The sequence below is a fragment of the Enterobacter sp. ECC-219 genome (assembly GCF_043966805.1).
GTDB lineage: Bacteria > Pseudomonadota > Gammaproteobacteria > Enterobacterales > Enterobacteriaceae > Enterobacter > Enterobacter cloacae_N.
The window spans coordinates 1,929,007-1,953,010 of the sequence record NZ_CP143680.1 but is presented as its reverse complement, the minus strand read 5'-3'; the positions used below and the strand labels follow the sequence as shown (position 1 = coordinate 1,953,010).

The following is a 24,004-nucleotide window of genomic DNA, read 5'->3' as shown; positions in this document are numbered from 1 at the left end:
ACAGACTCCGTTATTGAATAAGCGGCTGCCAGAGGGTCATCAGCCCCTGCGTCAGCCCACCGCGCCAGCAAAGCGCGTCGTGTCCGCCGTCAACCTGACGCCAGTAAACATGCTGCGCGCGGAGTTCGGCGTAAATCGCCTGGTTCGCGCGGAAGATAAGCGGCTCGTTACGCCCGGCCTCAAGGATGATGCGCAGCCCGCGTGCGTTTTTTTCACCCGCTTTAAGCTGTTCGATGAGCAGCCCGTCCTGCTGCCCGCCGCGGTGCGGCCACCAGTAGGATCCGGACTGGCTGAGGATGCAGCCAAAGCGCTGCGGCCAGTTAAGGCCAGCGTACAGCGAAGAGAGGCCGCCAAAGCTCTGGCCCGCGACCACGGTACGGTCGGCGCGGTCGCTGAAGGGCGCGAGCTGTTTTACATGAGGGAGAAGTTCTTCCTGCACCGCCAGCCAGAAATCGCGGTTACAGGGCAGTTCGCGGCTGCGATGTTCCATGTCGATCGCATCAATTAATACGTAGACCGCAGGCGGCAGTTTGCGCTCGGTGGTAAGCGACGCCAGCGCGGGCCAGACGGGCATGCTTTCGGCCCAGAACTGCCCGTCGAGCAGCACCGCCAGCGGACGTTCCGGGCCGTCATCCCCGGTGGTGAAAATCCAGACGCGACGGCGGTTTTTCAGGCGCGCGCTTTCCCATTCAATGCAGATCGGCGCCTTGAAGGGCGTTTTGGGCTGATTCCAGCCGGGCTGAACGGGCGCTTCCGGCATCTCCAGCGCCGAGACGGCATGACCGCGCCCGCCGCGCCAGCTCTGCGGATTCAGCGGGTCGGAAACCGCGTGCGGCAGCAGCCTGCGCCAGCCTTCGCGCAGCGCCATGCGGTCCGGCTGCTGGCCTTCAAACACGGTATCGGCAAAATCGTTTTCATTTACGGAGGGGATAAAACAGTAGCTGCCGCGCCATTCCGGGCTGAACTCGCCCTGCCACTGCCAGACGTCGGTATCCGGAATGCGTTCAAGAGATTGCGGGCGGGCATTCTGATGATGGTCGGTCACGCCGGTAACGTAGAGCCAAACGCGTTTGATTGCCGACGTTTTCTGCGTGCCTGCCGGGTCACGCCACCAGAAGGTGACGCGATATTTCCCTTTTTCAGGCTTCCATTCCGGCCCGTTTTTGGACTGCCACCACGCTTCACTTCCGGTTGTTAACGCCGTCACCCTTATAACCCCATGTTTAACAGACTTTTTTGTTTCAGGACAAATTTTATTGATAATATTATTGATAACTATTTGCATTTGCAATAGCGTAATGCCCGCGCTGTGGGAAGCGCGTTCATTAAATAACCATAAAAGCGGGACGTACAATGAATAAGAAGATTCACTCTCTGGCCTTGCTGGTCAATTTAGGGATTTATGGTGTCGCGCTGCCCGCCATGGCAGACGACAACACCGCCTCCGCGCAGCACGAAGACACCATGGTGATCACCGCCGCCGAGCAGAACCTGCAGGCGCCCGGGGTTTCCACCATCACCGCCGACGAGATCCGCAAAAAACCGCCCGCGCGCGACGTGGCGGAAATCATCCGCACCATGCCGGGCGTTAACCTCACCGGAAACTCCACCAGCGGCCAGCGCGGGAACAACCGCCAGATTGACATTCGCGGCATGGGCCCGGAAAACACCCTTATCCTGATCGACGGCAAGCCGGTCACCAGCCGTAACTCCATCCGTCTGGGCTGGCGCGGCGAGCGCGATACGCGCGGCGATACCGGCTGGGTGCCGCCGGAGATGATCGAGCGCATTGAGGTCATTCGAGGCCCGGCCGCCGCACGCTACGGTAACGGCGCGGCAGGCGGCGTGGTGAACATCATCACCAAAAAATTCGACGACCAGTGGCACGGCTCCTGGAACACCTACCTGAACGCGCCTGAACACAAGGACGAAGGTTCCACCAAACGCACCAACTTCAGCCTCAGCGGCCCGCTGGGCGGCGACTTCAGCTTCCGCATGTTCGGTAACCTGGATAAGACCCAGGCCGACGCGTGGGACATCAACCAGGGCCACCAGTCTGAGCGTACCGGCGCTTACGCCAACACCCTCCCTGCGGGGCGTGAAGGCGTGGAGAACAAAGACATCAACGGCGTGGTGCGCTGGGACTTCGCGCCGATGCAGTCTCTGGAGTTTGAGGCGGGCTACAGCCGCCAGAACAACCTCTATGCGGGCGATACGCAGAACACCAACAACGACAACGCGCTGGTGAAGAAGAACTACGGCAAAGAGACTAACCGTATTTATCGCCAGAACTTCGCAGTGACCTGGAACGGCGGCTGGGACAACGGCATTACCACCAGCAACTGGGCGCAGTACGAACACACCCGCAACTCCCGCCTGGGCGAAGGGCTGGCGGGCGGTACGGAAGGCCTGTTCAACAGCGATAAATTCACCGACACCGACCTGGCCGACGTGATGCTGCACAGCGAAATCAACCTGCCGATTGATTTCCTCGTCAACCAGAACCTGACTCTCGGCACCGAGTGGAACCAGCAGCGCATGAAGGACTCCACCTCCTTCACGCAAACCCTGCAGGGCGGCACCATTCCGGGCATGAGCAACGACCGCAGCCCGTACACCTCGGCGGAGATTTTCTCCCTGTTCGCCGAAAACAACATGGAGCTGACCGACAGCACCATGCTGACCCCTGCCCTGCGCTTCGACCACCACACTATCGTCGGCAACAACTGGAGCCCGTCGCTTAACCTGTCGCAGGGGCTGGGGGATGACTTCACGCTGAAGATGGGGATCGCGCGCGCCTACAAAGCACCGAGCCTGTACCAGACCAACCCGAACTACCTGCTGTACAGCAAAGGCCAGGGCTGCTACGCAAGCTCTGACGGCGTGGGCTGCTACATGATGGGCAACGACGACCTGAAAGCCGAAACCAGTATCAACAAAGAGATTGGCCTGGAGTGGAAACGCGACGGCTGGCTGGCGGGTGTGACCTGGTTCCGCAACGACTACCGCGACAAGATTGAAGCGGGCTACGCGCCAATCGGTCACACCTCGTCCGGTAAAGTGCAGACGGACATCTACCAGTGGGAAAACGTGCCGAAGGCGGTGGTGGAAGGTCTGGAAGGCTCCCTGAACGTGCCGGTCAGCGACACGATTAACTGGACCAACAACATCACCTGGATGCTGCAGAGCAAGAACAAGGAGACCGGCGACCGTCTGTCGATCATTCCGGAATACACCCTGAACTCAACCCTGAGCTGGCAGGTGCATCAGGACGTCTCGCTCCAGTCGACCTTTACCTGGTACGGCAAGCAGCAGCCGAAGAAGTACAACTACAAAGGCCAGCCGGTGACCGGGTCTGAGAAAGACGAAATCAGCCCGTACAGCATCGTTGGCCTGAGCGCGACCTGGGACATGACCAAAAACGTCAGCCTGACCGGCGGCGTGGACAACGTCTTCGACAAGCGTCAGTGGCGCGCGGGTAATGCCCAGACGACCGGAAATGCCACCACCGGTGCGTATATGTACGGTGCGGGTGCGTATACGTATAATGAACCGGGTCGCACCTGGTACATGAGCGTGAATACGCGATTCTAGGTAAAAGTAAAACGGCAACCCCGTTGCCGTTTTTAATGTTTGCTCCCTCTCCCCGTGGGAGAGGGCCGGGGTGAGGGCATCAGGCCGCACTACTTGCTGATAGAGGAAAACCATGCACACCACCCACAGCACTTATTCTCTCGCCGGCCACACCCTCCACCGCGTCACCTTCGACCCCGCCACCTTCACCGATGCCGATCTCCTCTGGCTCCCCCATCACGCACAGCTCGCTGACGCAGGACGCAAGCGCAAGGCCGACCACCTCGCCGGACGCATCGCTGCCGCGCACGCATTGAACGATCGCACCATTCCCGCCATCGGCCCCAGCGGGGAACCGCTCTGGCCGGAGGGCGTTTCCGGCAGCATCACCCACAGCGGCACGCAGGCCATGGCGGTGGTGGTTCGCGACAGACTCGCGCTTATCGGCATCGACTGCGAAACCATCCTGCCCGAAAATGAAGCCAGAGAAATTAAAGACGGCGTCATTGATGCCCGTGAAGAGCGCGTGCTTTCCCACTCGGGATACCCGTTTGCCCTCGCCCTGACGCTGGCGTTCAGCGCCAAAGAGAGCCTGTTCAAGGCCCTCTTCCCGCGGGTTCAGGCCTGGATGGGTTTTGACAGCGCCCGCGTCACCATGCTCGACGATAAGACGCTTACGCTGGCCTTGACCCGTCAACTGGCAGGCTTTAACGAAGGCGCCACCTTCACCCTGCACTGGCAGCAGCACGGCGAGCAGGCGATCACCCTGCTGTCACGCTCTCCTGCCGACGGGCCTTCACGCTGGTAACCCCAAACGTCACGATAAACACCGCCGCGAACAGCACCACAATGGTCGGTGCAGGCGCGCTGTCGAGATAAAACGAGGCATACACGCCGCTAACCGACACGATGGCTGAAACGGCGACCGCCACCAGCAGCGCCATGTGGAAGCGCCGGGTGATGAGCACCGCTACTGCGCCGGGCGCGATCAGCAGTGAAATCGACAGAATAATCCCCACCGCCTTTAGAGTGGCCACGATGGTCAGCGACACCATGCACAGTAAGCCATAGTGGAGCCAGCGGGTGCGCAGGCCGCTCGCCTGAGCCTGCTGATAGTCAAAGCAGAACAGCAGAAAGTCCCGCCACTTCAGGCCAATCACCAGCGCGATCAGCCCCGCCACGATCCCGCTTTGCAGAATGTCCATCCCGTTAATGCCCAGCATATCGCCGAACAAAATGTGGTCGAGATGCACCTCGGGCTTGACGGCGATATAGAGGATCAGGCCAGCGCCGAACATGCCGGAAAAGACGATCCCCATGACCGTATCCTGCTTGATGCGACTGTTGTCCTTCAGGTAACCGGTGGCAACCGCGCAGAACAGACCGGCCACGAACGCACCCAGCGCCAGCGGCAGGCCCATTATCCAGGCCAGCACGACGCCGGGAAACACCGCGTGGCTCATGGCGTCGCCCATCAGCGCCCAGCCTTTCAGCACCAGGAAAACGGACAGCAGCGCGCAGGGCACGGCCACCAGGAGTGAAATCAGCAGCGCGTTAGTCATAAACGCAAACTGGAAAGGTTCAAGGAGGATTGCCATCATGGGTGTGCCTCCCGCGCGCGACGGCGGCTGGCGAGCAGCCCGTGCTTCGGCGCAAAGACGAACGCCAGCAGGAACAGCAGCGTCTGGGCGACGACAATAATGCCGCCGGTGGCGCCGTCCAGATAATAGCTGGCCCACGCGCCGAGGAAGCTGGTGATGCTGCCAATGGCGACGGCAATCATCAGCAGGCGCGGGAAGCGGTCGGTAAGCAGCCACGCGGTCGCGCCGGGGGTGACCACCAGACAGATCACCAGAAACGCCCCAACGGTTTGCAGCGCCGCCACGGTGGAGACCGCCAGCAGGGTAAAGAAGAGGATCTTCAGACGTTCAGGACGCAGGCCGATGGCGCGGGCGTGGTTCTCATCAAAAAAGGTCACCATCAGATCTTTCCATTTGAACAGCAGGATAACCATCGATACCACGCCGATAATCGCCAGCTGGACGATATCTTCCGGGGCGATGGCGAGAATATTGCCGAGCACGATGGTCTGAATATTCACCGAGGTCGGGTTGAGCGAGACCATAAATAGCCCGAGCCCGAAAAAGGAGGAGAAGATCAGCCCGATGATGGCGTCCTCTTTCAGGCGGCTACGCTGGTTGAGAAACAGCATGCTCCCCGCCGCCAGCCCGCCCGACAGGAACGCCCCCAGCGAGAACGGCAGCCCGAGCATGTACGCTCCCGCCACGCCCGGCACGATGGAGTGCGAGAGCGCATCGCCGATCAGCGACCAGCCTTTGAGCATCAGATAGCAGGAGAGAAACGCGCACAGCCCACCCACCATCGCCGAGACCCACATCGCGTTGAGCATGTACTCGTAGCCGAAGGGTTCGAGAAGCGCGTTCATTTGGCCTCCTGTCGGTGGGTCACAAACGGCCGTTCGTCGTCGGTAATAATGCGATCTTCCGAGCCGCTGAGCACCACGTGGCGCAGCACGCCGCTGAAGGCGCGCTCAAGGTTCTCGGCGGTGAAGGTGGTGTCCGTCGGGCCGCTCGCCAGCACGGTGCCCTTGACCATCACCGTGTAATCGCAAAACTCGGTGACTGAACCTAAATTGTGGGTCGAGACAAGCATGGTTTTGCCCTCGTCGCGCAGCTCCCGCAGCAGGGTGATGATCCTGGCTTCGGTTTTGACGTCCACGCCGGTAAACGGCTCGTCGAGCAGGATCACCTCGCCCTGCTGGGCAATCGCCCGCGCCAGAAACACGCGCTTCTTCTGCCCGCCGGAGAGCTCGCCAATCTGCCGATGGCGCAGCTCGAGCATATCCACGCGCTTCAGGGCGTCGGTCACTATTTGTCTGTCGCGCGCTTTAGGTCGGCGCAGGAAACCCATATGGCCGTAGCGGCCCATCATCACCACGTCTTCAACCAGCACCGGAAACGACCAGTCAACCTCTTCCGACTGCGGCACGTAGGCGACCAGATTCTGACGCAGCGCCCGGTGAGGCGGCAGCCCCAGAATGGTGATAGTGCCGCTCGCCGCCCGCACAAAGCCCATCACCGCCTTAAACAGCGTGGACTTACCTGAACCGTTCACCCCCACCAGCGCGGCAATCGATCCGCCCGGCACGCTGAACGACGCATCGCGCAGCGCCGTGTGGCCGTTGCGGTAGGTCACGGTCACGTCTGTGACAACAATCCCCTTGTGCATGGTTACTCCTTCATGCCGTCACGGATGCCCTGCACCAGCGTGCGGGTGGTGACGTTCAGCAGATCGATATAGGTCGGCACCGGGCCGTTTTCCGCGCTCAGGGAGTCAACGTATAGCACGCCGCCGTAATGGGCGCCGGTTTCACGCGCCACCTGACGGGCGGGCTTATCCGAGACCGTGCTTTCGCTGAACACCGCCGGGATATGATGTTTTTTCACCTGGTCGATCACCTTACGCACCTGCTGGGGCGTGCCCTGCTGATCGGCGTTGATCGGCCACAGGTAAAGCTCTTTCATCCCAAGATCCCGCGCCAGATAAGAGAATGCCCCTTCGCTGGTTACCATCCAGCGCTTGTCTTCCGGGATCTCCGCGACCTGCTTACGCAGCGGTTCGAGGGTGGCAGTGATCTTCTGCTTGTAGGCTTCCGCGTTGCGCTGGTACGTCTGCGCGTTGGCCGGATCGTACTTCACCAGCGCGTCGCGGATGTTATCAACGTAAATCAGGGCGTTGTCCGGCGACATCCACGCGTGCGGGTTGGGCTTGCCGTTATACGGCCCTTCGCCAATCCCCATCGGTGTAATACCTTTGGTGACAATAACCTCCGGCACGCCGTTCAGGTGCTGATAAAAACGCTGGAACCACAGTTCCAGATTCATGCCGTTCGCCAGGATCAACTGCGCCTTCTGCGCGCGTTTGATATCCCCCGGCGTAGGCTGGTACTCGTGGATTTCCGCGCCCGGCTTGGTAATGGACGTCACGTCTGCGGCGTCACCCGCCACGTTTTTCGCCATATCGGCGATAACGGTAAAGGTGGTGATGACCTGAAACTTTTCAGCCGCCAGCGCGCCGGTCGTGGTCGCAGTCATGAGCAGCGCGCCGAGCAACAGACGCTTCAATCCTTGCAGTGGGTGCATTGCAGAAGTCTCCAGAGGTGTTTAAATTCAAAGCAAAATTAGCCCGTGCTATAAGGTATAGCACAGGCTATATTTTAATGAAAATAGTTATCATTAAAGTTATGTCAATGAAGGGCGTGCCTGATGGCGCTTCGCTTATCAAGCCTACGGAAAACTGGTTTGGTAGGCCGGGTAAGGCATCGCCGCCACCCGGCTTGAGGGAGGCGGCGATGCCTTTATAGGTTATTCAGCTCAAACATCCGGGAACATCACGCTATTCCCCGGCGCTTCCCTGTGCAGATGGATAAAGTTCAGGTGCCGTTCATACTGGTCCAGAATATCCGTTATCACCTGCTCCTTGCTGTAATCCATCAAATCATTCCCCTGGCTCCCCTCCAGCAGGAAGGTCTCCAGCCGGTAGTAGGTCGATTTCCCGCTGCGCGCCCGGTAGGTAAAACCGGGGACCGAATACTGCTGTGGCCAAATCTGATAGACAAAGTTCTGCTCGTCGCCCATGTGCACCAGCAGATCCAGATGCCCCAGGGTCTCGCCCTCCTCGGGTGGCAGGTTTTTCAGCTCCACGTAAGCACCACGCAGCTTCAGCTCCTGTGCCACCTCTTCCATTGCGGGGAAGCAGACCGTCTCCATCATCTGTTTGGTGTAGCGCGTGCCAGGGTAGTTCATCAGGCGCGAGAGGCGTTTCTTCCAGCTCAGCCTGTCCTGCGCCCCCATCGGACGCGGCGCGGTGTCGCGGCTCGCGCTGACGCGGCGGTAGTCTTCCACCTTGAGCGATTTATACAGCCCGGCCATCACGAAGAAGATGACGAAGCTGAACGGCAGGCCCATGATCACCGTGGTGTTCTGCAGCGCCGAAATGCCGTTGGTCATCAGCATGCCGAGCGTCAGCAGGCCGATGGCGACGGACCAGAAGATGCGCAACCAGTTCGGCGCATCGCTGTTGATGTCCTTGAGCTTCGAGGTGAAGTTGCCCAGCACCAGCGCGCCGGAATCCGCCGAGGTGACGTAGAACAGCAAGCCGGTGATGGTCGCCACGGAGGCGCTAAAGGTAAACGCCGGGTACTGCGCCAGCAGGCTGTAGAAGCCGCGCTCCGGGTGCGCCATCGCTTCCTGTGCGAAGGTCGCATTGCCGTGGATAATCTCGTGCAGCGCGCTGTTGCCGAAAATCGACAGCCACAGCAGGGTGAAGGTGAACGGGATTATCAGCGTGCCCATCACAAACTGGCGGATGGTGCGGCCGCGTGAAATACGCGCCAGGAACAGGCCGACAAACGGCGACCACGCGACCCACCACGCCCAGAAGAACAGCGTCCAGTTGTTCATCCACTCCACCGGACGGTCAAAGGCGAAGCTGTTCAGCGTCATGCCCATAAAGCGGTTTACGTAGTCGCCCACGTTAAGCACTAAGGCATTGAGCAGGAACGAGGTGTCGCCCATAAACAGCACGAACAGGATCAGCCCCAGCGCCAGCGCCACGTTCAGCTCGGAGAGCACGCGAATGCCCTTATCAACGCCCGACGTCACCGAGATGGTGGCGATAATAACGGAGAGCGCAATCAGCGCCGCTTTGGCTGCCATCGAGTCCGGGATGTCAAACAGCACGCTCAGCCCGTAGTTGAGCTGCACCACGCCAATCCCGAGCGTGGTGGCGATACCAAAGATGGTGCCGATCACCGCCGCGATATCAACGCTGTGGCCAATCGGGCCGTTAATTTTTTTACCGAAAATCGGATACAGCGCGGAGCGAATGGTGAGGGGCAAATTATAACGATAGCTAAAGTATCCGAGCGCCATGCCCATCAGGGCATACATCGACCAGCCCGTCAGGCCGTAGTGGAACAGCGTCCAGACCATTGCCTGGCGCGCGGCCTCCATCGTCTGCCCTGCCCCTTCCGGCGGCTGCATATACTGCGTGACCGGTTCCGCCACGGAGAAGAACATCAGGTCGATGCCGATGCCTGCGGCAAACAGCATCGCGGCCCAGCTCAGCAGGCTGAATTCGGGCTTGGACTGCTCTGGCCCGAGCTTCACTGACCCAAAGCGCGAACAGGCAATACAAACCACGAAAACAATGTAAAGCGTCGCCGCCAGCAGGTAGTACCAGCCGAAGGTCTTCGACACCCAGTTCAGGGTGCGCCCAATCCACTCGGCAGAAAAATCGCGAAAGAAGATCGTCGTCAGGGAAAACAACAAAATCAGCCCGGCGGAAGTATAAAAAACGACCGGGTTGATTTTGTCTTTTTCTCTGTCCTGTGAAAGGTCTGTCATCCAGTATCCTCACTGTTTTTGTAACTATTAAAATCCAAATCCGCAACAATTAAGACACATTTTATATTGAACGTCCAATCAAAAACCGCTTTAATATATAACCAACGCTGATGAATGGAGTGGCAAAAATGCCCAAAGTGGGGATGCAGCCGATCCGGCGCAGGCAGCTTATCGACGCCACGCTGGAAGCAATTAATGAAGTGGGCATGCACGATGCGACCATCGCGCAAATCGCCCGTCGGGCGGGCGTGTCCACGGGGATCATCAGTCACTATTTCAAAGACAAAAACGGCCTGCTGGAAGCGACCATGCGCGACATTACCGGCCAGCTGCGCGACGCGGTATTGAGCCGTTTACACGCCCTGCCGGGCGGCAGCGCGGAGCAGCGCCTGCAGGCGATTGTCAGCGGCAACTTCGATGAAACCCAGGTCAGCGGCGCGGCAATGAAGGCCTGGCTGGCCTTCTGGGCAAGCAGCATGCACCAGCCGATGCTCTATCGCCTGCAGCAGGTCAGCAGCCGCCGCCTGCTCTCAAACCTGGTGTACGAGTTCCGCCGCGAGCTGCCGCGTGAACAGGCTGAAGAGGCGGGCTACGGGCTCGCGGCGCTGATCGACGGGCTGTGGCTGCGCGCCGCGCTGAGCGGCAAGCCGCTGGATAAAACCCTGGCGCAGTCGCTCACCAGCCACTTTATCAGCCAGCATTTACCGACCGAATAACCGAGGAGGATTTATGTCCCGAATGGCAGAACAGCAGCTTTACATCAATGGTGGTTATACATCCGCCACCAGCGGTCGCACCTTCGAGACCATCAACCCGGCCAACGGTGAAGTTCTGGCGAGCGTACAGGCCGCCGGGCGAGAAGATGTCAACCGCGCCGTGGAAAGCGCAAAACGCGGGCAAAAAATCTGGGCGGCAATGACCGCCATGGAGCGCTCGCGCATTCTGCGACGCGCCGTCGACATCCTGCGCGAGCGCAACGACGATCTGGCGAAACTGGAAACCCTCGACACCGGTAAAGCGTATTCCGAAACCTCAACCGTCGATATCGTCACCGGCGCGGATGTGCTGGAGTACTACGCGGGGCTGATCCCGGCGCTGGAAGGCAGCCAGATCCCGCTGCGCGACACCTCGTTCGTCTACACCCGCCGCGAGCCGCTGGGCGTGGTGGCGGGCATCGGCGCGTGGAACTACCCGATCCAGATCGCCCTGTGGAAATCGGCCCCGGCGCTGGCGGCGGGCAACGCGATGATCTTCAAGCCAAGCGAAGTGACGCCGCTCACCGCCCTGAAGCTTGCGGAGATCTACACCGAAGCGGGCCTGCCGGACGGTGTGTTTAACGTCCTGCCGGGCGTGGGCGCGGAAACCGGCCAGTACCTGACCGAGCATCCGGGCATCGCGAAAGTCTCCTTCACCGGCGGCGTCGCCAGCGGCAAAAAGGTGATGGCCAACTCGGCGGCCTCGTCTCTGAAAGAGGTGACGATGGAGCTGGGCGGCAAATCCCCGCTGATTATTTTTGACGATGCGGATCTGGATCTCGCGGCAGACATCGCCATGATGGCGAACTTTTTCAGCTCCGGCCAGGTGTGCACCAACGGCACCCGCGTGTTCGTGCCCGCGAAGTTTAAAGCAACGTTTGAGCAGAAAATCGTTGAGCGCGTGGGCCGCATCCGCGCGGGCGATCTGTTCGATGAACGTACCAACTTCGGCCCGATGGTCAGCTTCCCGCACCGCGACAGCGTGATGCGCTACATCGCCAAAGGCAAAGAGGAAGGCGCCCACGTGCTGTGCGGCGGCGACGTGCTGAAGGGCGACGGCTTTGACAACGGCGCGTGGGTCGCCCCGACCGTGTTCACCGACTGCACCGACGAGATGACCATCGTGCGCGAAGAGATCTTCGGCCCGGTGATGTCCATCCTCACCTATGAAACCGATGAAGAAGCCATTCGCCGCGCCAACGACACAGACTACGGGCTGGCGGCGGGCATCGTCACTGCCGACCTGAACCGCGCCCACGGCGCCATTCATCAGCTCGAAGCGGGCATCTGCTGGATCAACACCTGGGGTGAATCCGCCGCGGAGATGCCGGTCGGCGGCTACAAGCACTCCGGCATTGGCCGCGAGAACGGCGTGATGACGCTGCAGAGCTACACCCAGGTGAAGTCCATCCAGGTTGAGATGGGTAAATTCCAGTCCATATTTTAACCGGGAGGTTTATTTGCAATTTGACTACATCATTATCGGGGCCGGCTCTGCCGGCAACGTCCTGGCAACGCGACTGACTGAAGATCCGAACACCACCGTCCTGCTGCTTGAGGCGGGCGGGCCGGATTACCGCTTTGACTTCCGCACCCAGATGCCCGCCGCTCTGGCGTTCCCGCTGCAGGGCAAGCGCTACAACTGGGCGTACGAAACCGAGCCAGAGCCGTACATGAACAACCGCCGTATGGAGTGCGGACGCGGTAAAGGGCTGGGCGGCTCGTCGCTGATCAACGGCATGTGCTACATCCGCGGTAACGCGATGGATCTCGACCACTGGGCCAAAGAGCCGGGCCTGGAGCACTGGAGCTACCTCAACTGCCTGCCCTACTACCGCAAGGCAGAGACGCGCGACGTGGGCCCGAATGACTACCACGGCGGCGACGGTCCGGTGAGCGTTACCACCTCGAAGCCGGGCGTGAATCCGCTGTTTGAGGCGATGGTGGAGGCTGGCGTGCAGGCGGGCTATCCGCGCACCGAGGATCTCAACGGCTACCAGCAGGAAGGCTTCGGCCCGATGGACCGCACGGTCACGCCGCAGGGCCGACGCGCCAGCACCGCACGCGGCTATCTGGACCAGGCAAAACAGCGCCCGAACCTGACCATCCGCACCCACGCCACGACCGATCGCATTCTGTTCGACGGCAAGCGCGCCGTGGGCGTCGAGTGGCTGGAGGGTGAAAGCACTATTCCGTCCAACGCGACGGCGAACAAAGAGGTGCTGCTGTGCGCAGGGGCCATTGCTTCCCCGCAGATCCTCCAGCGCTCCGGCGTGGGCAGCGCGGACCTGCTGAAGCAGTTTGATATTCCGCTGGTGCACGACCTGCCCGGCGTGGGCGAAAATCTCCAGGATCACCTGGAGATGTACCTTCAGTACGAGTGCAAAGAGCCGGTCTCCCTCTACCCTGCCCTGCAGTGGTGGAACCAGCCGAAGATTGGCGCCAAGTGGCTGTTTGGCGGCACCGGCGTAGGGGCGAGCAACCACTTCGAAGCAGGCGGGTTTATCCGCAGCCGCGAGGAGTTCGAATGGCCGAACATTCAGTACCACTTCCTGCCGGTAGCGATTAACTACAACGGCTCGAACGCGGTAAAAGAGCACGGCTTCCAGTGCCACGTCGGATCGATGCGCTCGCCGAGCCGCGGGCACGTGCGGACTAAATCCCGCGATCCGCACCAGCATCCTGCGATCCTGTTCAACTATATGTCCCACGAGCAGGACTGGCAGGAGTTCCGCGACGCGATCCGCATCACCCGCGAGATCATGCACCAGCCCGCGCTGGACAAGTACCGCGGCCGCGAAATCAGCCCGGGCGTCGAGTGCCAGACCGACGAGCAGCTGGACGAGTTCGTGCGTAACCACGCGGAAACCGCGTTCCACCCGTGCGGCACCTGCAAGATGGGCTACGACGAGATGGCGGTGGTCGACGGCGAAGGCCGCGTTCACGGGCTGGAAGGGCTACGCGTGGTGGATGCGTCGATTATGCCGCAGATTATTACCGGCAACCTGAACGCCACCACGATTATGATCGGCGAGAAAATTGCCGATGCCATTCGCGGGCGCGAGCCGCTGGCGAAGAGCACGGCGGCGTATTACGTGGCGAACGGCGCGCCGGTTCGTCAGGCATTACAGAACGTTTAATATTCTGCCCTCTCCGTAAAACGAGAGGGTTTTCAATACATCCCTTCATTACGATAATATTTTTCGATACCTATAAGAAATAAATATTACCCTGCAATTATTTTGTTCATTTAAAAGTCTGTTGACACTGCTCCCGCAATTCAACTAAGTTTAATCGAATGCCTTTCCATTCGAAATATACAATATATTTAAACCTGAAATTAAAGAAAGCGTCATTATTCTTTAATTCTCCCCTGCCTTTATTTTTGCATCACTCAACCGCGAGATAAGATCATGAATAATAGTGCAAACCAAGTTGTTGTTATCACCGGCGCCAGCAGCGGTATCGGTCAGGCTATTGCCCTGTATTTAGCGAATAAGCCCTTTTCGCTGGTACTGGTGGCGCGTCGCCTGGACAGAGTTAACGCCCTGGTGGATCGCATCATCCAGCAGGGCGGCCGGGCGATTGCCGTGAAGGCGGACGTGACCCGTCAGGAGGAGGTCCAGCACGCGATTGACGCTGCCGTTGCCGCATACCAACGCGTCGATGTGCTGATCAACAATGCGGGCTTTATGGCTATCGCCCCCATCAGCGAGCGCAAGACCGACGAGTGGGATCGGATGATCGATACCAATCTTAAAGGCGTTTTATACGGCATTGCGGCGGCGTTACCGGTGTTCCAGCGCCAGGGTGGCGGGCATTTTATTAACGTTGCGTCTGTGGCCGGTATTAAGGTGCTTGCGCCCGGCGGCGTGGTCTACAGCGCCACGAAATTCGCCGTCCGCGCGCTGAGCGAAGGCTTGCGTCAGGAGGTGGGTAAAACGGTCCGCACTACGCTTATTTCCCCCGGTGCGGTCGAGAGCGAACTGCAGTTCGGCAGTTCTGACGAAGAGAGTAAAAAATTCCTGCATGAATTTTATAAGCAGGCTATTCCGGCAGATGCCATTGCGCGGGCCGTATTATTTGCTATCGAGCAGCCTGATGATGTTGATGTAAATGAAATTGTCGTCCGGCCAACGCAGGAAGAATTTTAGCATGACTTAAATAACGCTGAATGAGGTGTCATTATGATTAAGTCATTAACGTCCTTATCAGATTTAAATATGCGAACAGGTGCAGACATTCTCCTTGAGGTTCTTGAGAGTGAAGGCGTGGAATATATATTTGGCAACCCCGGCACGACGGAACTCCCGCTGATTGACGCCCTGCTCCGGCATGAAAATATACATTATATTCTGGCGCTCCAGGAGAGCAGCGTGGTTGCCATTGCTGACGGCTACGCGAAAGCCTCCGGCAAGACCGGTTTTATCAATTTGCACACCGCCAGCGGTCTCGGGCACGGAATGGGAAATTTAATCAACTCGCGGATCATGAAAACGCCGCTGGTTGTCACCGTCGGGCAGCAGGACACGCGGCACTACGTGCGCGACCCGCTCCTGTACGATGACATAGTCTCCATTGGATCGCCGGTGGTGAAATGGGCGCAGGAGGTCACCAGCGCCGACCAGCTCCCGGTTCTTGTGCGTCGCGCGTTCCACGCTGCCAGCTATCCCCCCGCCGGTCCCGTATTGCTCTCTCTGCCAATGAACGTGATGGAAGAGCTGAGCGACGCCGGGATACAAACGGCCTCCAAAGTGAACTATCACACCGTCGCGGGCTCGCTGGACGAGCTGGCGGCGGACCTGAGCCAGGTTACGCCCGGCAGGATCATGATTGTGGCGGGGGATGAAGTTCACTCCAGCGGCTCAACGCCGGAGATTGTCCAGCTTGCAGAAGCGCTAGGTGCACACGTTTACGGCTCATCGTGGCCGTTGAATTTGCCCTTTCCCACGCAGCATGCCCTCTGGCGCGGCAATATGCCTACCACCGCCAGTGAAATTGCCAGCATCGTTAACGCCTACGACGCGGTGTTTATCATCGGCGGCAGAAGCCTGATCACCATATTATACAGCGAAGGAGACGCGATTCCGGGCTCATGCGCGGTCTACCAGCTTTCCGCCGACATGAACGAGCTGGGCCGCACCTACGCTACACGCCTGTCGGTGATGGGGGATATCAAACTCTCCCTGAAGGCGCTCTTACCTCTGCTTGAGCAGCGCCTGGTGGCAGGCAAATTGACGCATCAGCGGCTGCTCAAAACGGCATGCGCTGAACGTGAAAAAGAGTGGCAACTGCAGGAAGAACGTCTGGCTGCCGAGCGGCTGCGCCCGGCTATTTCGCCGATGGTGGCGGCCTATGAAGTCATCAAAGCCGTTCCGCCGGGCGTCACCATTGTTGATGAAGCGATTGCCACAGCCAGACATGTCCGGCGTTTTATCTCCGACCCGCAGCACCAGCGCTACTATTTCATGCGCGGCGGCGGTCTGGGCTGGGGTATGCCTGCGGCGGTGGGCCACTCGCTGGGGCTGGGCCGCGAGCCGGTAGTGTGCCTGATGGGCGACGGCGCTTCGCTGTATTCACCGCAGGCGCTCTGGACGGCGGCACACGAAAATCTGCCGGTCACCTTTATCGTCATGAACAACCGGGAGTACAACGTTCTTAAAAACTTTATGAAGGGCCAGCCGGGCTACAGCTCGACGCAGCTGGGGCGCTTTATCGGGATGGATTTGGTTAACCCGCACATCGATTTTCAGTCGCTGGGCACCGCCATGGGCATTCGCTGTTGTCGGATAACCGATGCCGCAGACATCGCCGAAGCGGTAACCCGCGGACTGCAGTCAGGAAAAACCAACCTGATTGAAATCGCGATTTCCGCGGATTAACTACATCTTTGCGCTGTACCCTACATAAAAAGCTTATAAACGAAACGCCTCCAGCCGCTTAATCTGCCGCCCCTGGGCGTCAAAATTCTCCGCCGCCAGCCAGGCGCGCAGCTCCGCATCCCTTTGCGGCCATTCGCCGTCAATAATCGAAAGCATATCGCTGTCGCGGTTGCGGCCCTTGCGCACCAGCTTCTGGCGCAGGCGTCCTTCCCAGACGAACCCCAGCCGCTCCGCCGCGCGGCGTGAGGCGGTGTTCATTGAATCACACTTCCACTCCAGCCGACGGTACTTGTGCTCGAAGGCATTTTTCAGCAGCAGCCAGACCACTTCGGTGCCGATGCGGGTGCCTTTCATCCTGCGCGACCAGGTGACGTGGCCGATTTCCACCGAGCCCTGAAACCGCTCAATCGCCATGTAGCTCACCAGCCCTACCGCTTTTTCAGTGCGTAAATCGATTACCGCAAACGGGACCAGATCGTCATCCATCACCTTGCCGAGCACCCAGTGCGCGGTGGCTTCCACGCTTTCTGGCTGGGTACTTGCAAGCCACGTCCAGTCGCTGTCATCACCCAGCGCGTAAGCTTCGTATAAATCAGCCGAATGGCGATCCGCGTCCAGCGGCTCCAGGCGGCAATACTGACCGGTGAGCGGGGTGCGGGTTAAGACGCGAGCGCATTTCCAGTCCGGGACGATATCGTTAACGGTTTGACCATGTTGATTGATTTCGGGCACGGCGGTGACTCCCTGAAAGGTAAGGAGTTTGTTATAGCAGGTTAAAAAGCGGTCGGAAAGGGAGAACGTGCAGGCCGGGTAACGCGTCGCCGCTACCCGGCATAAAATCACTTAAGCAGCTTCACCGTAGCGTCGATGTCGATCTCATCTTCGGTAAAGATCATCGTTGTGTTCTGGAAGGTGGTGATCGCCAGCTTCTTCACCGTGCGCATTTCGCCCGGCTTCTTGTCGGATTTCGGCTTGATGCTGTTCATCAGCAGCCCCACCGACAGCACCGCATTCTCTTTGTCGATTTTAGTCTCAACCGGCTCTTCTTCGCTGAACACCACGAAGGATTTGATCGAGGAGAGCTTCACGCGCTCGCCCGCAATAAAGAGATGTTTGCTTTCCGGGATCACCTTCACCGCATAGGCGGAAAGGCCTTTGTTGTTGGTGGTTGGCTCAAAGGTCACCGCGGCATCTTTCTTAATCAGATCGGGGTTGGCGACCTTAATCACATGAAAATAGCGGTTGTCGCCGTTTTCATCTTTGATAAATCCGAAGCCTTTATCTTTAAACCACGTTGTGATTGTACCGTTCATCGCTGTTACCGCCTGTCAGATCTCAAGACTAAAGTTTTGCAGCGCGCAGTGTAATGCACAATGGCTGAGGAGACAAAAAAAAGCCCCTGCACGGAGGCAGGGGAAAACTCATGTCAGAGCTTATTAGTATTACGTTTTTAGTTGAACACCATCCCACCATCAATCAACAGCGACTGGCCGGTCATGTAGTCGGAATCCGGCCCGGCCAGGTATGAGACGCAGGCGGCGACGTCTTCCGGCTCGGACAGACGGCCAAGCGTAATGCGTTTGGCAAAGGTTTCAGTCCCGTAGCCAAGCGGTTTACCCGCCGCCTCGGAGACCTGACGGTCGATTTCCGCCCACATCGGCGTTTTAACGATGCCCGGGCAGTAGGCGTTAACGGTGATGCCCAGCGGCGCAAGGTCTCGCGCTGCGGTCTGAGTCAGGCCGCGCACCGCGAACTTGCTGGAGCTGTACACCGCCAGTTCAGGGTTGCCGGTGTGGCCCGCCTGGGAGCAGGCGTTGATGATTTTGCCGCCGTGCCCCTCTTTGCGAAACGCCTCGATGGCAGCCTGAATGCCCCAGATCACCCCTTTCACGTTGATGTTGTAGACCTTGTCGACAATCTCCGGCGTGATGGATTCGATGGGGGTGGACGGCGCAATCCCGGCGTTATTCACGATAACGTTAAAGCCGCCCAGCGCGGTGCGCGCTTTCTCCACCGCCGCAAATACCTGCTCGCGGTCAGAGACATCGACCTTCACGGCGACGGCCTTACCGCCGTTGCGGGTGATTTCATCGGCGACGGCTTTTGCCGTCTCAACGTTATAGTCGGCGATGGCGACGGCAAAGCCATCCTTCACCAGGCGAAGCGCGATCGCTTTACCAATCCCCTGGCCTGAGCCTGTTACGAGAGCAACTTTTTGCATTTCTCTGTCCTTATATTGAGTCACAAAATCTGGCTGAGATGGAGCTGGCCCATCAGCAGCGGGTTATCGCTGTAGTCGACGGGAATGGCCACCACGGCAGGGCCGTCCACATCCATTGCCGCACGCAGCGTGGGTTCCAGCGCCTCGGCGCTCTCCACGGCAAAGCCCTTCGCGCCGAAGGCGTCGGCATACGCTTTAAAATCGACAGGGCCGAACTCTACGCCGGAAAGGCGCTGGTATTTTTTCTCTTCCTGAATGGCCACCATGTTGTAGCCGTTATCCACCCAGATGATGTGCAGCACGTTGGCGTTGAGGCGCACTGCGGTTTCAAGCTCCATGCTCGACTGTAAAAAACCGCCGTCACCGGAGACCGACACAACCTTGCGGCCCGGGTTCACCAGCCATGCGCCAATGGCCCACGGCAGGGCGACGCCCATGGTCTGCTGACCGTTGGAGATCATCACCTGACGCGCCCGGAAGCTGTAGAGGTAGCGGGCGATCCAGATGTGGAAGCTGCCCATATCCACGGTAAGCGTCACGTCGTTATTCACGATATCCTGCATGGCACGCACGATGCGCAGCGGGTGCAGGGCAAACTGGTTGAGCGAGGCGCCACGGCGATCGAGCAGATCCCGCTGATGCTGGCGATCGACCAGAATTTCTGACGCACGCTGGCTCAGCTCCAGCTTATGGTCGATCCGGTTTGCGAGCAGGTTCAGCGTTTCGGCGATATCCCCCACCAGCTCCAGATCCGGGACGTAGTTACGCTCTTCATAGGCGGGCAGGACATCGATGTGCACCAGCGTCGCGTCGCCGCTGTTCCACATGGACGGCTCGTACTCCACCGGGCTGTAGCCTACGCAGATAATCAGATCCGCCAGATGCAGCAGCCGGTCGCCCGCCTGGTTATTGAACAGGCCGACGCGTCCGGCAAAGCGGGTGAAGTGTTCCTGGTTTACCGCCCCGGCGGCCTGATAGGTGCTGGTGACAGGAATGCGGCTTTTCTCCAGCAGCTTGCGCAGCGCGGCGCTGTTGGCGGGCTGGCTGGCCATCAGGCCGAGTAAGATGACCGGGTTTTTGGCGTTTTCGATAAGCTTCGCCACGTCGTTAATGGCTGATTCCGGCGCCGGGCCCATCAGCGCCGGACCGCTGGCGGGTAAAATCGCGCCCGTCGCGGGCTGGTCGACAATATCCTGCGGCAGGCTGACGAACGCGCCCCCCGGCCTGCCGTGCTCGGCGGCGCGAAACGCGTTCGATACCACTTCGGCAATGGCGTCCGGTGAACTGACCTCCACGGCGTATTTGGTGACCGGGCTGAACATGGCGACGGTGTCCATGCTCTGGTGCACCAGCTTGGCTTTATCCGCCCGCTTCACCGCCCCGCCCAGCGCCACCACCGGGTCGCCCTCGCTGTTGGCGGTGGCGATACCGGTGATCAGGTTAGAGCAGCCCGGCCCGGAGGTGACCAGCGCCACCCCGGCCTTGCCGGTTAGCCGCCCGACCGCCGCCGCCATAAACGCCGCGTTGGCCTCATGACGCACCGGGATGATCTCAATGGAGGAGTCCAGCAGGGAATCAAATACCTTGTCGATTTTCGCACCCGGGATCCCGAACACCTGCTTCACGCCCTGCGCTTCCAGCTGGCCGACAACCATATCGGCGCCGTGCGCCCACTGACGTGACTGTTTCTCACTGTTCACGGTAGTTCTCCTGTTAGTTTTCGACGGAACGGATCGCTGCATCAAGATTGCTGGGGTGAAGGTTGGCCTGTAAGAACGCGCTGTCGGCGGGCAGGTCAATCATCAGCTTGTGTATTTCGCCGAAGGTGAGCACGCCGCTCTCCAGCTGGTAGTCCAGCAGATGGCCCCCGCCCTGACGGTCGTCGGTAATGAAGTGTTCGTGATACCCCGCCACGTTAATGCCCTGCATATGCTGCGGGGTGCGGAACCCGACCAGCACCCCTTCACGCTGGTTAAAGCGGAACACCGGCTGATCATCCAGCACGTCGGTCATCGCCCGGTACGGCGGCTTCTGGCGCGGTACGGTGCGGGTGTGGGCGTGGCGGAAATTGCCGTCAATGCGCAGCGCGCAGAACAGGTTGTCGGAGGGGATCTGCTGGTCAATCACGTCGTGGATCTGCTGACGGCTGACCGGCGCATCGAAGGTTTTGCGGTACTGCGGCTGGAACCAGGTCATTACCGCAAACGGCGTTTTCTGCTCCGGCTTCGCGGCCCGGGCGCTGCCGTCGGCGCGCAGCTGGTAGACCTGGCTGCTGAAGGCAATCATTTCACCGTCCAGCTCGTTAAAGGTGCCGAGACCAAAATCACCGTGTGCCAGCAGGTCGGCGATCGTCGTCTCCCCTTCGTACACGCCGCTTAGCAGGGCGCTCATTAGCGATGTCTGGTAGATCACGCTGTCAGGATGCTGGGCTGAGAACCCGCGCAGGGTCTCGCACAGGCTGGCCTCACAGTCGCAGGCAGATGAATGCGTCATCGTGCTCGTCCTCTTCAACTTTATTTAGAAAGGTTAAATAAATGTTGACCCGATTCAGCAGAGAGTTCCAATATAGAAACCATGCTGGTTTGAGACGTTTTAGATATGGAACTTCGTTATCTGCGGTATTTTGTCGCGGTTGCACGCGAGCGACACTTCACCCGGGCGGCCGAAGCGCTGGGTATTTCACAGCCTCCTCTGAGTCAGCAGATCAAACGGCTTGAAGAGGAAGTCGGCACGCCGCTGTTCAGACGCCTGACACGGGGCGTGGAGCTGACCGAGGCGGGAGAAGCGTTCTATGAGGATGCCTGTAAGATCCTGGCGCTGAGCGATGCCGCGCTGGAAAAGGCCCGCGGCATCGCGCGCGGGCTGAACGGCAATCTGTCGATTGGGATCACCAGTTCAGATGCCTTTCACCCAAAAATTTTCGCGCTGATTCGCCAGTTTCAGGTGCAGAACATGGCGGTGCAGGTTCACCAGGTGGAGGCCAATATGTCGTCGCTGACGACGATGCTGGCGGAGGGTGAACTGGATATTGCCTTCGTACGCCTGCCGTGCGAGAGCAGTAAGATGTTTGAAATTAAAATCCTCGACCGGGAGCCGATGGTGGTGGCGCTGCATCGCGACCATCCGCTGGCGGCTTGCGGTTCGCTGGCGTTAGAGCAGCTTCGGGGTACGCCGGTGGTGCTGTTCCCGCAGGAGGTCGCGCCGGGCCTGTATGACCGGGTGCACGGCTGCTGCGAGCGGGCCGGAATTGACGTGCAGCACGCGCTGCAATCGTCACAGCTTTCGTCGTCCCTGAGCATGGTCTCCGCCGGCGGCGGGTTTGCGCTGGTGCCGAAATCCATGGCGGCCATTTCACCGCCGAATGTGACCTATCATGCGCTAAGCTCACCGGCGCTTTATACCGATATCGCGCTGTGCTGGCGGCGTTTTGAACGCTCGCGGACGGTGAGGCGGTTTTTGACGATGATGAGCGAGGAATCATAGCGGCTTATCGGGGTTTTGAGGGTTTGTTGGCCGGGTAAGGCGCAGCCGCCACCCGGCAAGTCATCCTTCGTCGTCAAATCCAGACATCGTTCTCTGCGGTGCGATCCCCGCCTTCGTGTCCCGTATTCAGAACCCCGCAAGGTTCTATCATCATCATTTTTACCGTCGTTTCAGCAGACGTCTTATGTTCAACGCCTTTCGGCACAACGTACAATTCCCCCGGATTAACGAGCACGTGCCCGTCACGAAAATCAATACGTAACACACCCTCAACCACGATAAATGCTTCGTCGGTTTCAGGATGCGCGTGCCATATAAAATCTCCCTCTATTTTCACAATCTTAAACTGGTAGTCATTCATCTGAGCGATGACCTTCGGCTGCCAGTGCGCGTCGAAGAGGGAAAATTTATTTTCCAGATTAATGGGTTGATACATGGTGACACTCCCTATGGTTGAGAAGTGTCCAGGATAGAGTAAGGCCGTTGCGCCGGTCTTGAATGATTGTGCAGCTCAGGTGCGGCTGTTTTGGATGATTTTCTGCCAGCGTCCCGGTGAGATCCCCAGCGTTTTGATAAACTGGCGAGTCATATGACTTTGGTCAGAAAACCCGGCCTCAACGGCCGCTTCAGCAAGAGACAGGCCTTTTTCAATCAAACGTCGGCAATATTCAAGACGCCGCATCGTCACATACCGATACGGGCTTGTTCCGTAAAGTGCACGAAAATCCCGACTCAGGCTCCAGCGATCCCTGCCGCTGACCTCGGATAGCGTGTCGAGCGTAATGTCCTGGCTGAATTCTGTTTGAATATATTCGCGTGCACGCTCTGCGCGACGATAATCGAATGCGCATCGACGAAAGCGTTGTCCTCCCACCATGGCCAGCGTGTTGGCCAGATCGTAAAGCGCATCCTCTTCTTCCAGCGTATCGACAGGTTCTTCTGGTGCTTTTAGCAAGGATTCGGTCGCCGCAAAAAGCCGGGGATCGGATGAGATCCCGCCGGGAATAAACGGCAGCGGTTTTCCGCCCAGGATTTTCTGAACTAACGCCGGATCGATATACAGCATCCGATACTGAAATCCTTCAGTCGTCCCCGCCTCTCCGTCATGCACTTCGTCCGGGTGCAGAACCATCGTCCCGCCCGGAAGGCTGTGTTGTTGACTGCCCCGATAGTGAAAGCTCTGCACCCCGGACAAGGTTCTGCCTATCGCGTAGGTGTCATGCCGATGTGGCTCATAGCCATGTCCGCTGAAATACGCCTCTATGCGCTCTATTTTCCCTGACGTTTGCGCAAATTTGACCCAGTCTTTGCTCTCGCTGGCGCTCGGCATATGTGCAACCTGATAAAAGTAGAAGGGGAAGTAACACCATAGACGCATGGAGTGGCATTTGGAAAGATATTGATGACAGGGTTTTCTGGAAGACTCCTCGCAAACCTGCAAGTAACCTTATGTAATTCAGGGGGATCCCTTTTAATCCCTTCTTCGCAGTCGTAAAGTGCCTGCGTTGCGGCACATCCGTAACCGGGCGTAGGAACCCGTTTAACATGACTCGGCAATTATTTTTGTCGCGACAGCGTTCATCCCGTTAAAATACGGTCGCGCTGGCGGAGCAACCGAAAGGTTGGCCGCTTTGTCATGTGCGGTATTCCTACCTCCGTCAG

21 protein-coding genes are annotated in these 24,004 nt (G+C 59.0%); 8 read left to right on the top strand and 13 right to left on the bottom strand.

The window, feature by feature from the left end; translation table 11 throughout:
- Window positions 1–10 precede the first annotated feature (10 nt).
- On the bottom strand, window positions 11–1,207 hold the full coding sequence (gene fes, locus V1603_RS09140) for an enterochelin esterase (protein ID WP_395313815.1): 1,197 nt from the start codon (window positions 1,205–1,207) through the stop codon (window positions 11–13).
- Window positions 1,208–1,353: 146 nt separating this feature from the next.
- Here fes and V1603_RS09135 point away from each other — a divergent pair, with 146 nt between their 5' ends.
- A complete protein-coding gene (locus V1603_RS09135) occupies window positions 1,354–3,594 on the top strand; it encodes a TonB-dependent siderophore receptor (RefSeq protein WP_302218877.1) in 2,241 nt (746 codons plus the stop codon).
- 112 nt (window positions 3,595–3,706) lie between these two features.
- A complete protein-coding gene (gene entD, locus V1603_RS09130; protein WP_395313814.1) occupies window positions 3,707–4,381 on the top strand; it encodes an enterobactin synthase subunit EntD in 675 nt (224 codons plus the stop codon).
- On the opposite strand, the gene V1603_RS09125 is transcribed toward entD, so the two are convergent.
- From V1603_RS09125 to betT, 5 genes are all read right to left on the bottom strand, one after another.
- Entirely contained in the window at window positions 4,335–5,174 is an 840-nt protein-coding gene (locus V1603_RS09125; RefSeq protein WP_116341289.1) for a metal ABC transporter permease, read from the bottom strand. The genes entD and V1603_RS09125 overlap by 47 nt on opposite strands.
- The gene (gene sitC / locus V1603_RS09120) at window positions 5,171–6,019 is read right to left on the bottom strand and encodes an iron/manganese ABC transporter permease subunit SitC (protein ID WP_047355404.1); all 849 of its coding nucleotides are present in this window, start codon (window positions 6,017–6,019) and stop codon (window positions 5,171–5,173) included. Before sitC ends, V1603_RS09125 begins: the two co-directional genes overlap by 4 nt.
- On the bottom strand, window positions 6,016–6,822 hold the full coding sequence (gene sitB, locus V1603_RS09115; RefSeq protein ID WP_116341291.1) for an iron/manganese ABC transporter ATP-binding protein SitB: 807 nt from the start codon (window positions 6,820–6,822) through the stop codon (window positions 6,016–6,018). Before sitB ends, sitC begins: the two co-directional genes overlap by 4 nt.
- A 2-nt stretch (window positions 6,823–6,824) precedes the next feature.
- Window positions 6,825–7,736, bottom strand: a complete 912-nt coding sequence (locus tag V1603_RS09110) for a metal ABC transporter substrate-binding protein (protein ID WP_302218873.1) — start codon at window positions 7,734–7,736, stop codon at window positions 6,825–6,827.
- 231 nt (window positions 7,737–7,967) lie between these two features.
- Window positions 7,968–10,001 carry a choline BCCT transporter BetT gene (gene betT, locus V1603_RS09105; protein ID WP_029741651.1) on the bottom strand — a complete coding sequence of 678 codons (2,034 nt, stop codon included), beginning with the start codon at window positions 9,999–10,001 and terminating at the stop codon, window positions 7,968–7,970.
- A 128-nt stretch (window positions 10,002–10,129) separates the two neighbouring features.
- Between betT and betI the strand changes: the two genes are divergently transcribed.
- The 5 genes from betI (at window position 10,130) to V1603_RS09080 (ending at window position 16,638) form a co-directional block, all read left to right on the top strand.
- The gene (betI, locus tag V1603_RS09100) at window positions 10,130–10,717 is read left to right on the top strand and encodes a transcriptional regulator BetI (RefSeq protein ID WP_116341295.1); all 588 of its coding nucleotides are present in this window, start codon (window positions 10,130–10,132) and stop codon (window positions 10,715–10,717) included.
- 13 nt (window positions 10,718–10,730) lie between these two features.
- On the top strand, window positions 10,731–12,203 hold the full coding sequence (betB, locus tag V1603_RS09095; protein ID WP_302218872.1) for a betaine-aldehyde dehydrogenase: 1,473 nt from the start codon (window positions 10,731–10,733) through the stop codon (window positions 12,201–12,203).
- A gap of 13 nt (window positions 12,204–12,216) precedes the next feature.
- Window positions 12,217–13,896, top strand: a complete 1,680-nt coding sequence (betA, locus tag V1603_RS09090) for a choline dehydrogenase (RefSeq protein ID WP_395313813.1) — start codon at window positions 12,217–12,219, stop codon at window positions 13,894–13,896.
- A 273-nt stretch (window positions 13,897–14,169) separates the two neighbouring features.
- Window positions 14,170–14,910, top strand: a complete 741-nt coding sequence (locus V1603_RS09085; RefSeq protein WP_163330504.1) for an SDR family oxidoreductase — start codon at window positions 14,170–14,172, stop codon at window positions 14,908–14,910.
- Window positions 14,911–14,943: 33 nt separating this feature from the next.
- Window positions 14,944–16,638, top strand: a complete 1,695-nt coding sequence (locus V1603_RS09080; RefSeq protein WP_395313812.1) for a thiamine pyrophosphate-binding protein — start codon at window positions 14,944–14,946, stop codon at window positions 16,636–16,638.
- 33 nt (window positions 16,639–16,671) lie between these two features.
- Here V1603_RS09080 and V1603_RS09075 read toward each other — a convergent pair whose 3' ends face one another.
- The 5 genes from V1603_RS09075 to budA form a co-directional block, all read right to left on the bottom strand.
- Entirely contained in the window at window positions 16,672–17,370 is a 699-nt protein-coding gene (locus V1603_RS09075) for a GNAT family N-acetyltransferase (protein WP_116341787.1), read from the bottom strand.
- A 107-nt stretch (window positions 17,371–17,477) separates the two neighbouring features.
- On the bottom strand, window positions 17,478–17,951 hold the full coding sequence (locus V1603_RS09070; protein WP_116341305.1) for a cold-shock protein: 474 nt from the start codon (window positions 17,949–17,951) through the stop codon (window positions 17,478–17,480).
- 137 nt (window positions 17,952–18,088) lie between these two features.
- Window positions 18,089–18,859, bottom strand: a complete 771-nt coding sequence (locus V1603_RS09065) for a (S)-acetoin forming diacetyl reductase (RefSeq protein WP_232935905.1) — start codon at window positions 18,857–18,859, stop codon at window positions 18,089–18,091.
- Between the two features lie 20 nt (window positions 18,860–18,879).
- On the bottom strand, window positions 18,880–20,601 hold the full coding sequence (alsS, locus tag V1603_RS09060) for an acetolactate synthase AlsS (RefSeq protein WP_395313811.1): 1,722 nt from the start codon (window positions 20,599–20,601) through the stop codon (window positions 18,880–18,882).
- Window positions 20,573–21,352, bottom strand: a complete 780-nt coding sequence (gene budA / locus V1603_RS09055; RefSeq protein ID WP_116341312.1) for an acetolactate decarboxylase — start codon at window positions 21,350–21,352, stop codon at window positions 20,573–20,575. Before budA ends, alsS begins: the two co-directional genes overlap by 29 nt.
- A 105-nt stretch (window positions 21,353–21,457) precedes the next feature.
- Between budA and V1603_RS09050 the strand changes: the two genes are divergently transcribed.
- Window positions 21,458–22,342, top strand: a complete 885-nt coding sequence (locus V1603_RS09050; RefSeq protein ID WP_116341314.1) for a LysR family transcriptional regulator — start codon at window positions 21,458–21,460, stop codon at window positions 22,340–22,342.
- Between the two features lie 73 nt (window positions 22,343–22,415).
- On the opposite strand, the gene V1603_RS09045 is transcribed toward V1603_RS09050, so the two are convergent.
- Both V1603_RS09045 and V1603_RS09040 read right to left on the bottom strand, forming a co-directional pair.
- The gene (locus V1603_RS09045; protein ID WP_116341315.1) at window positions 22,416–22,778 is read right to left on the bottom strand and encodes a cupin domain-containing protein; all 363 of its coding nucleotides are present in this window, start codon (window positions 22,776–22,778) and stop codon (window positions 22,416–22,418) included.
- Window positions 22,779–22,853: 75 nt separating this feature from the next.
- Window positions 22,854–23,672 carry an AraC family transcriptional regulator gene (locus V1603_RS09040; RefSeq protein WP_395313810.1) on the bottom strand — a complete coding sequence of 273 codons (819 nt, stop codon included), beginning with the start codon at window positions 23,670–23,672 and terminating at the stop codon, window positions 22,854–22,856.
- Window positions 23,673–24,004: the final 332 nt, after the last annotated feature.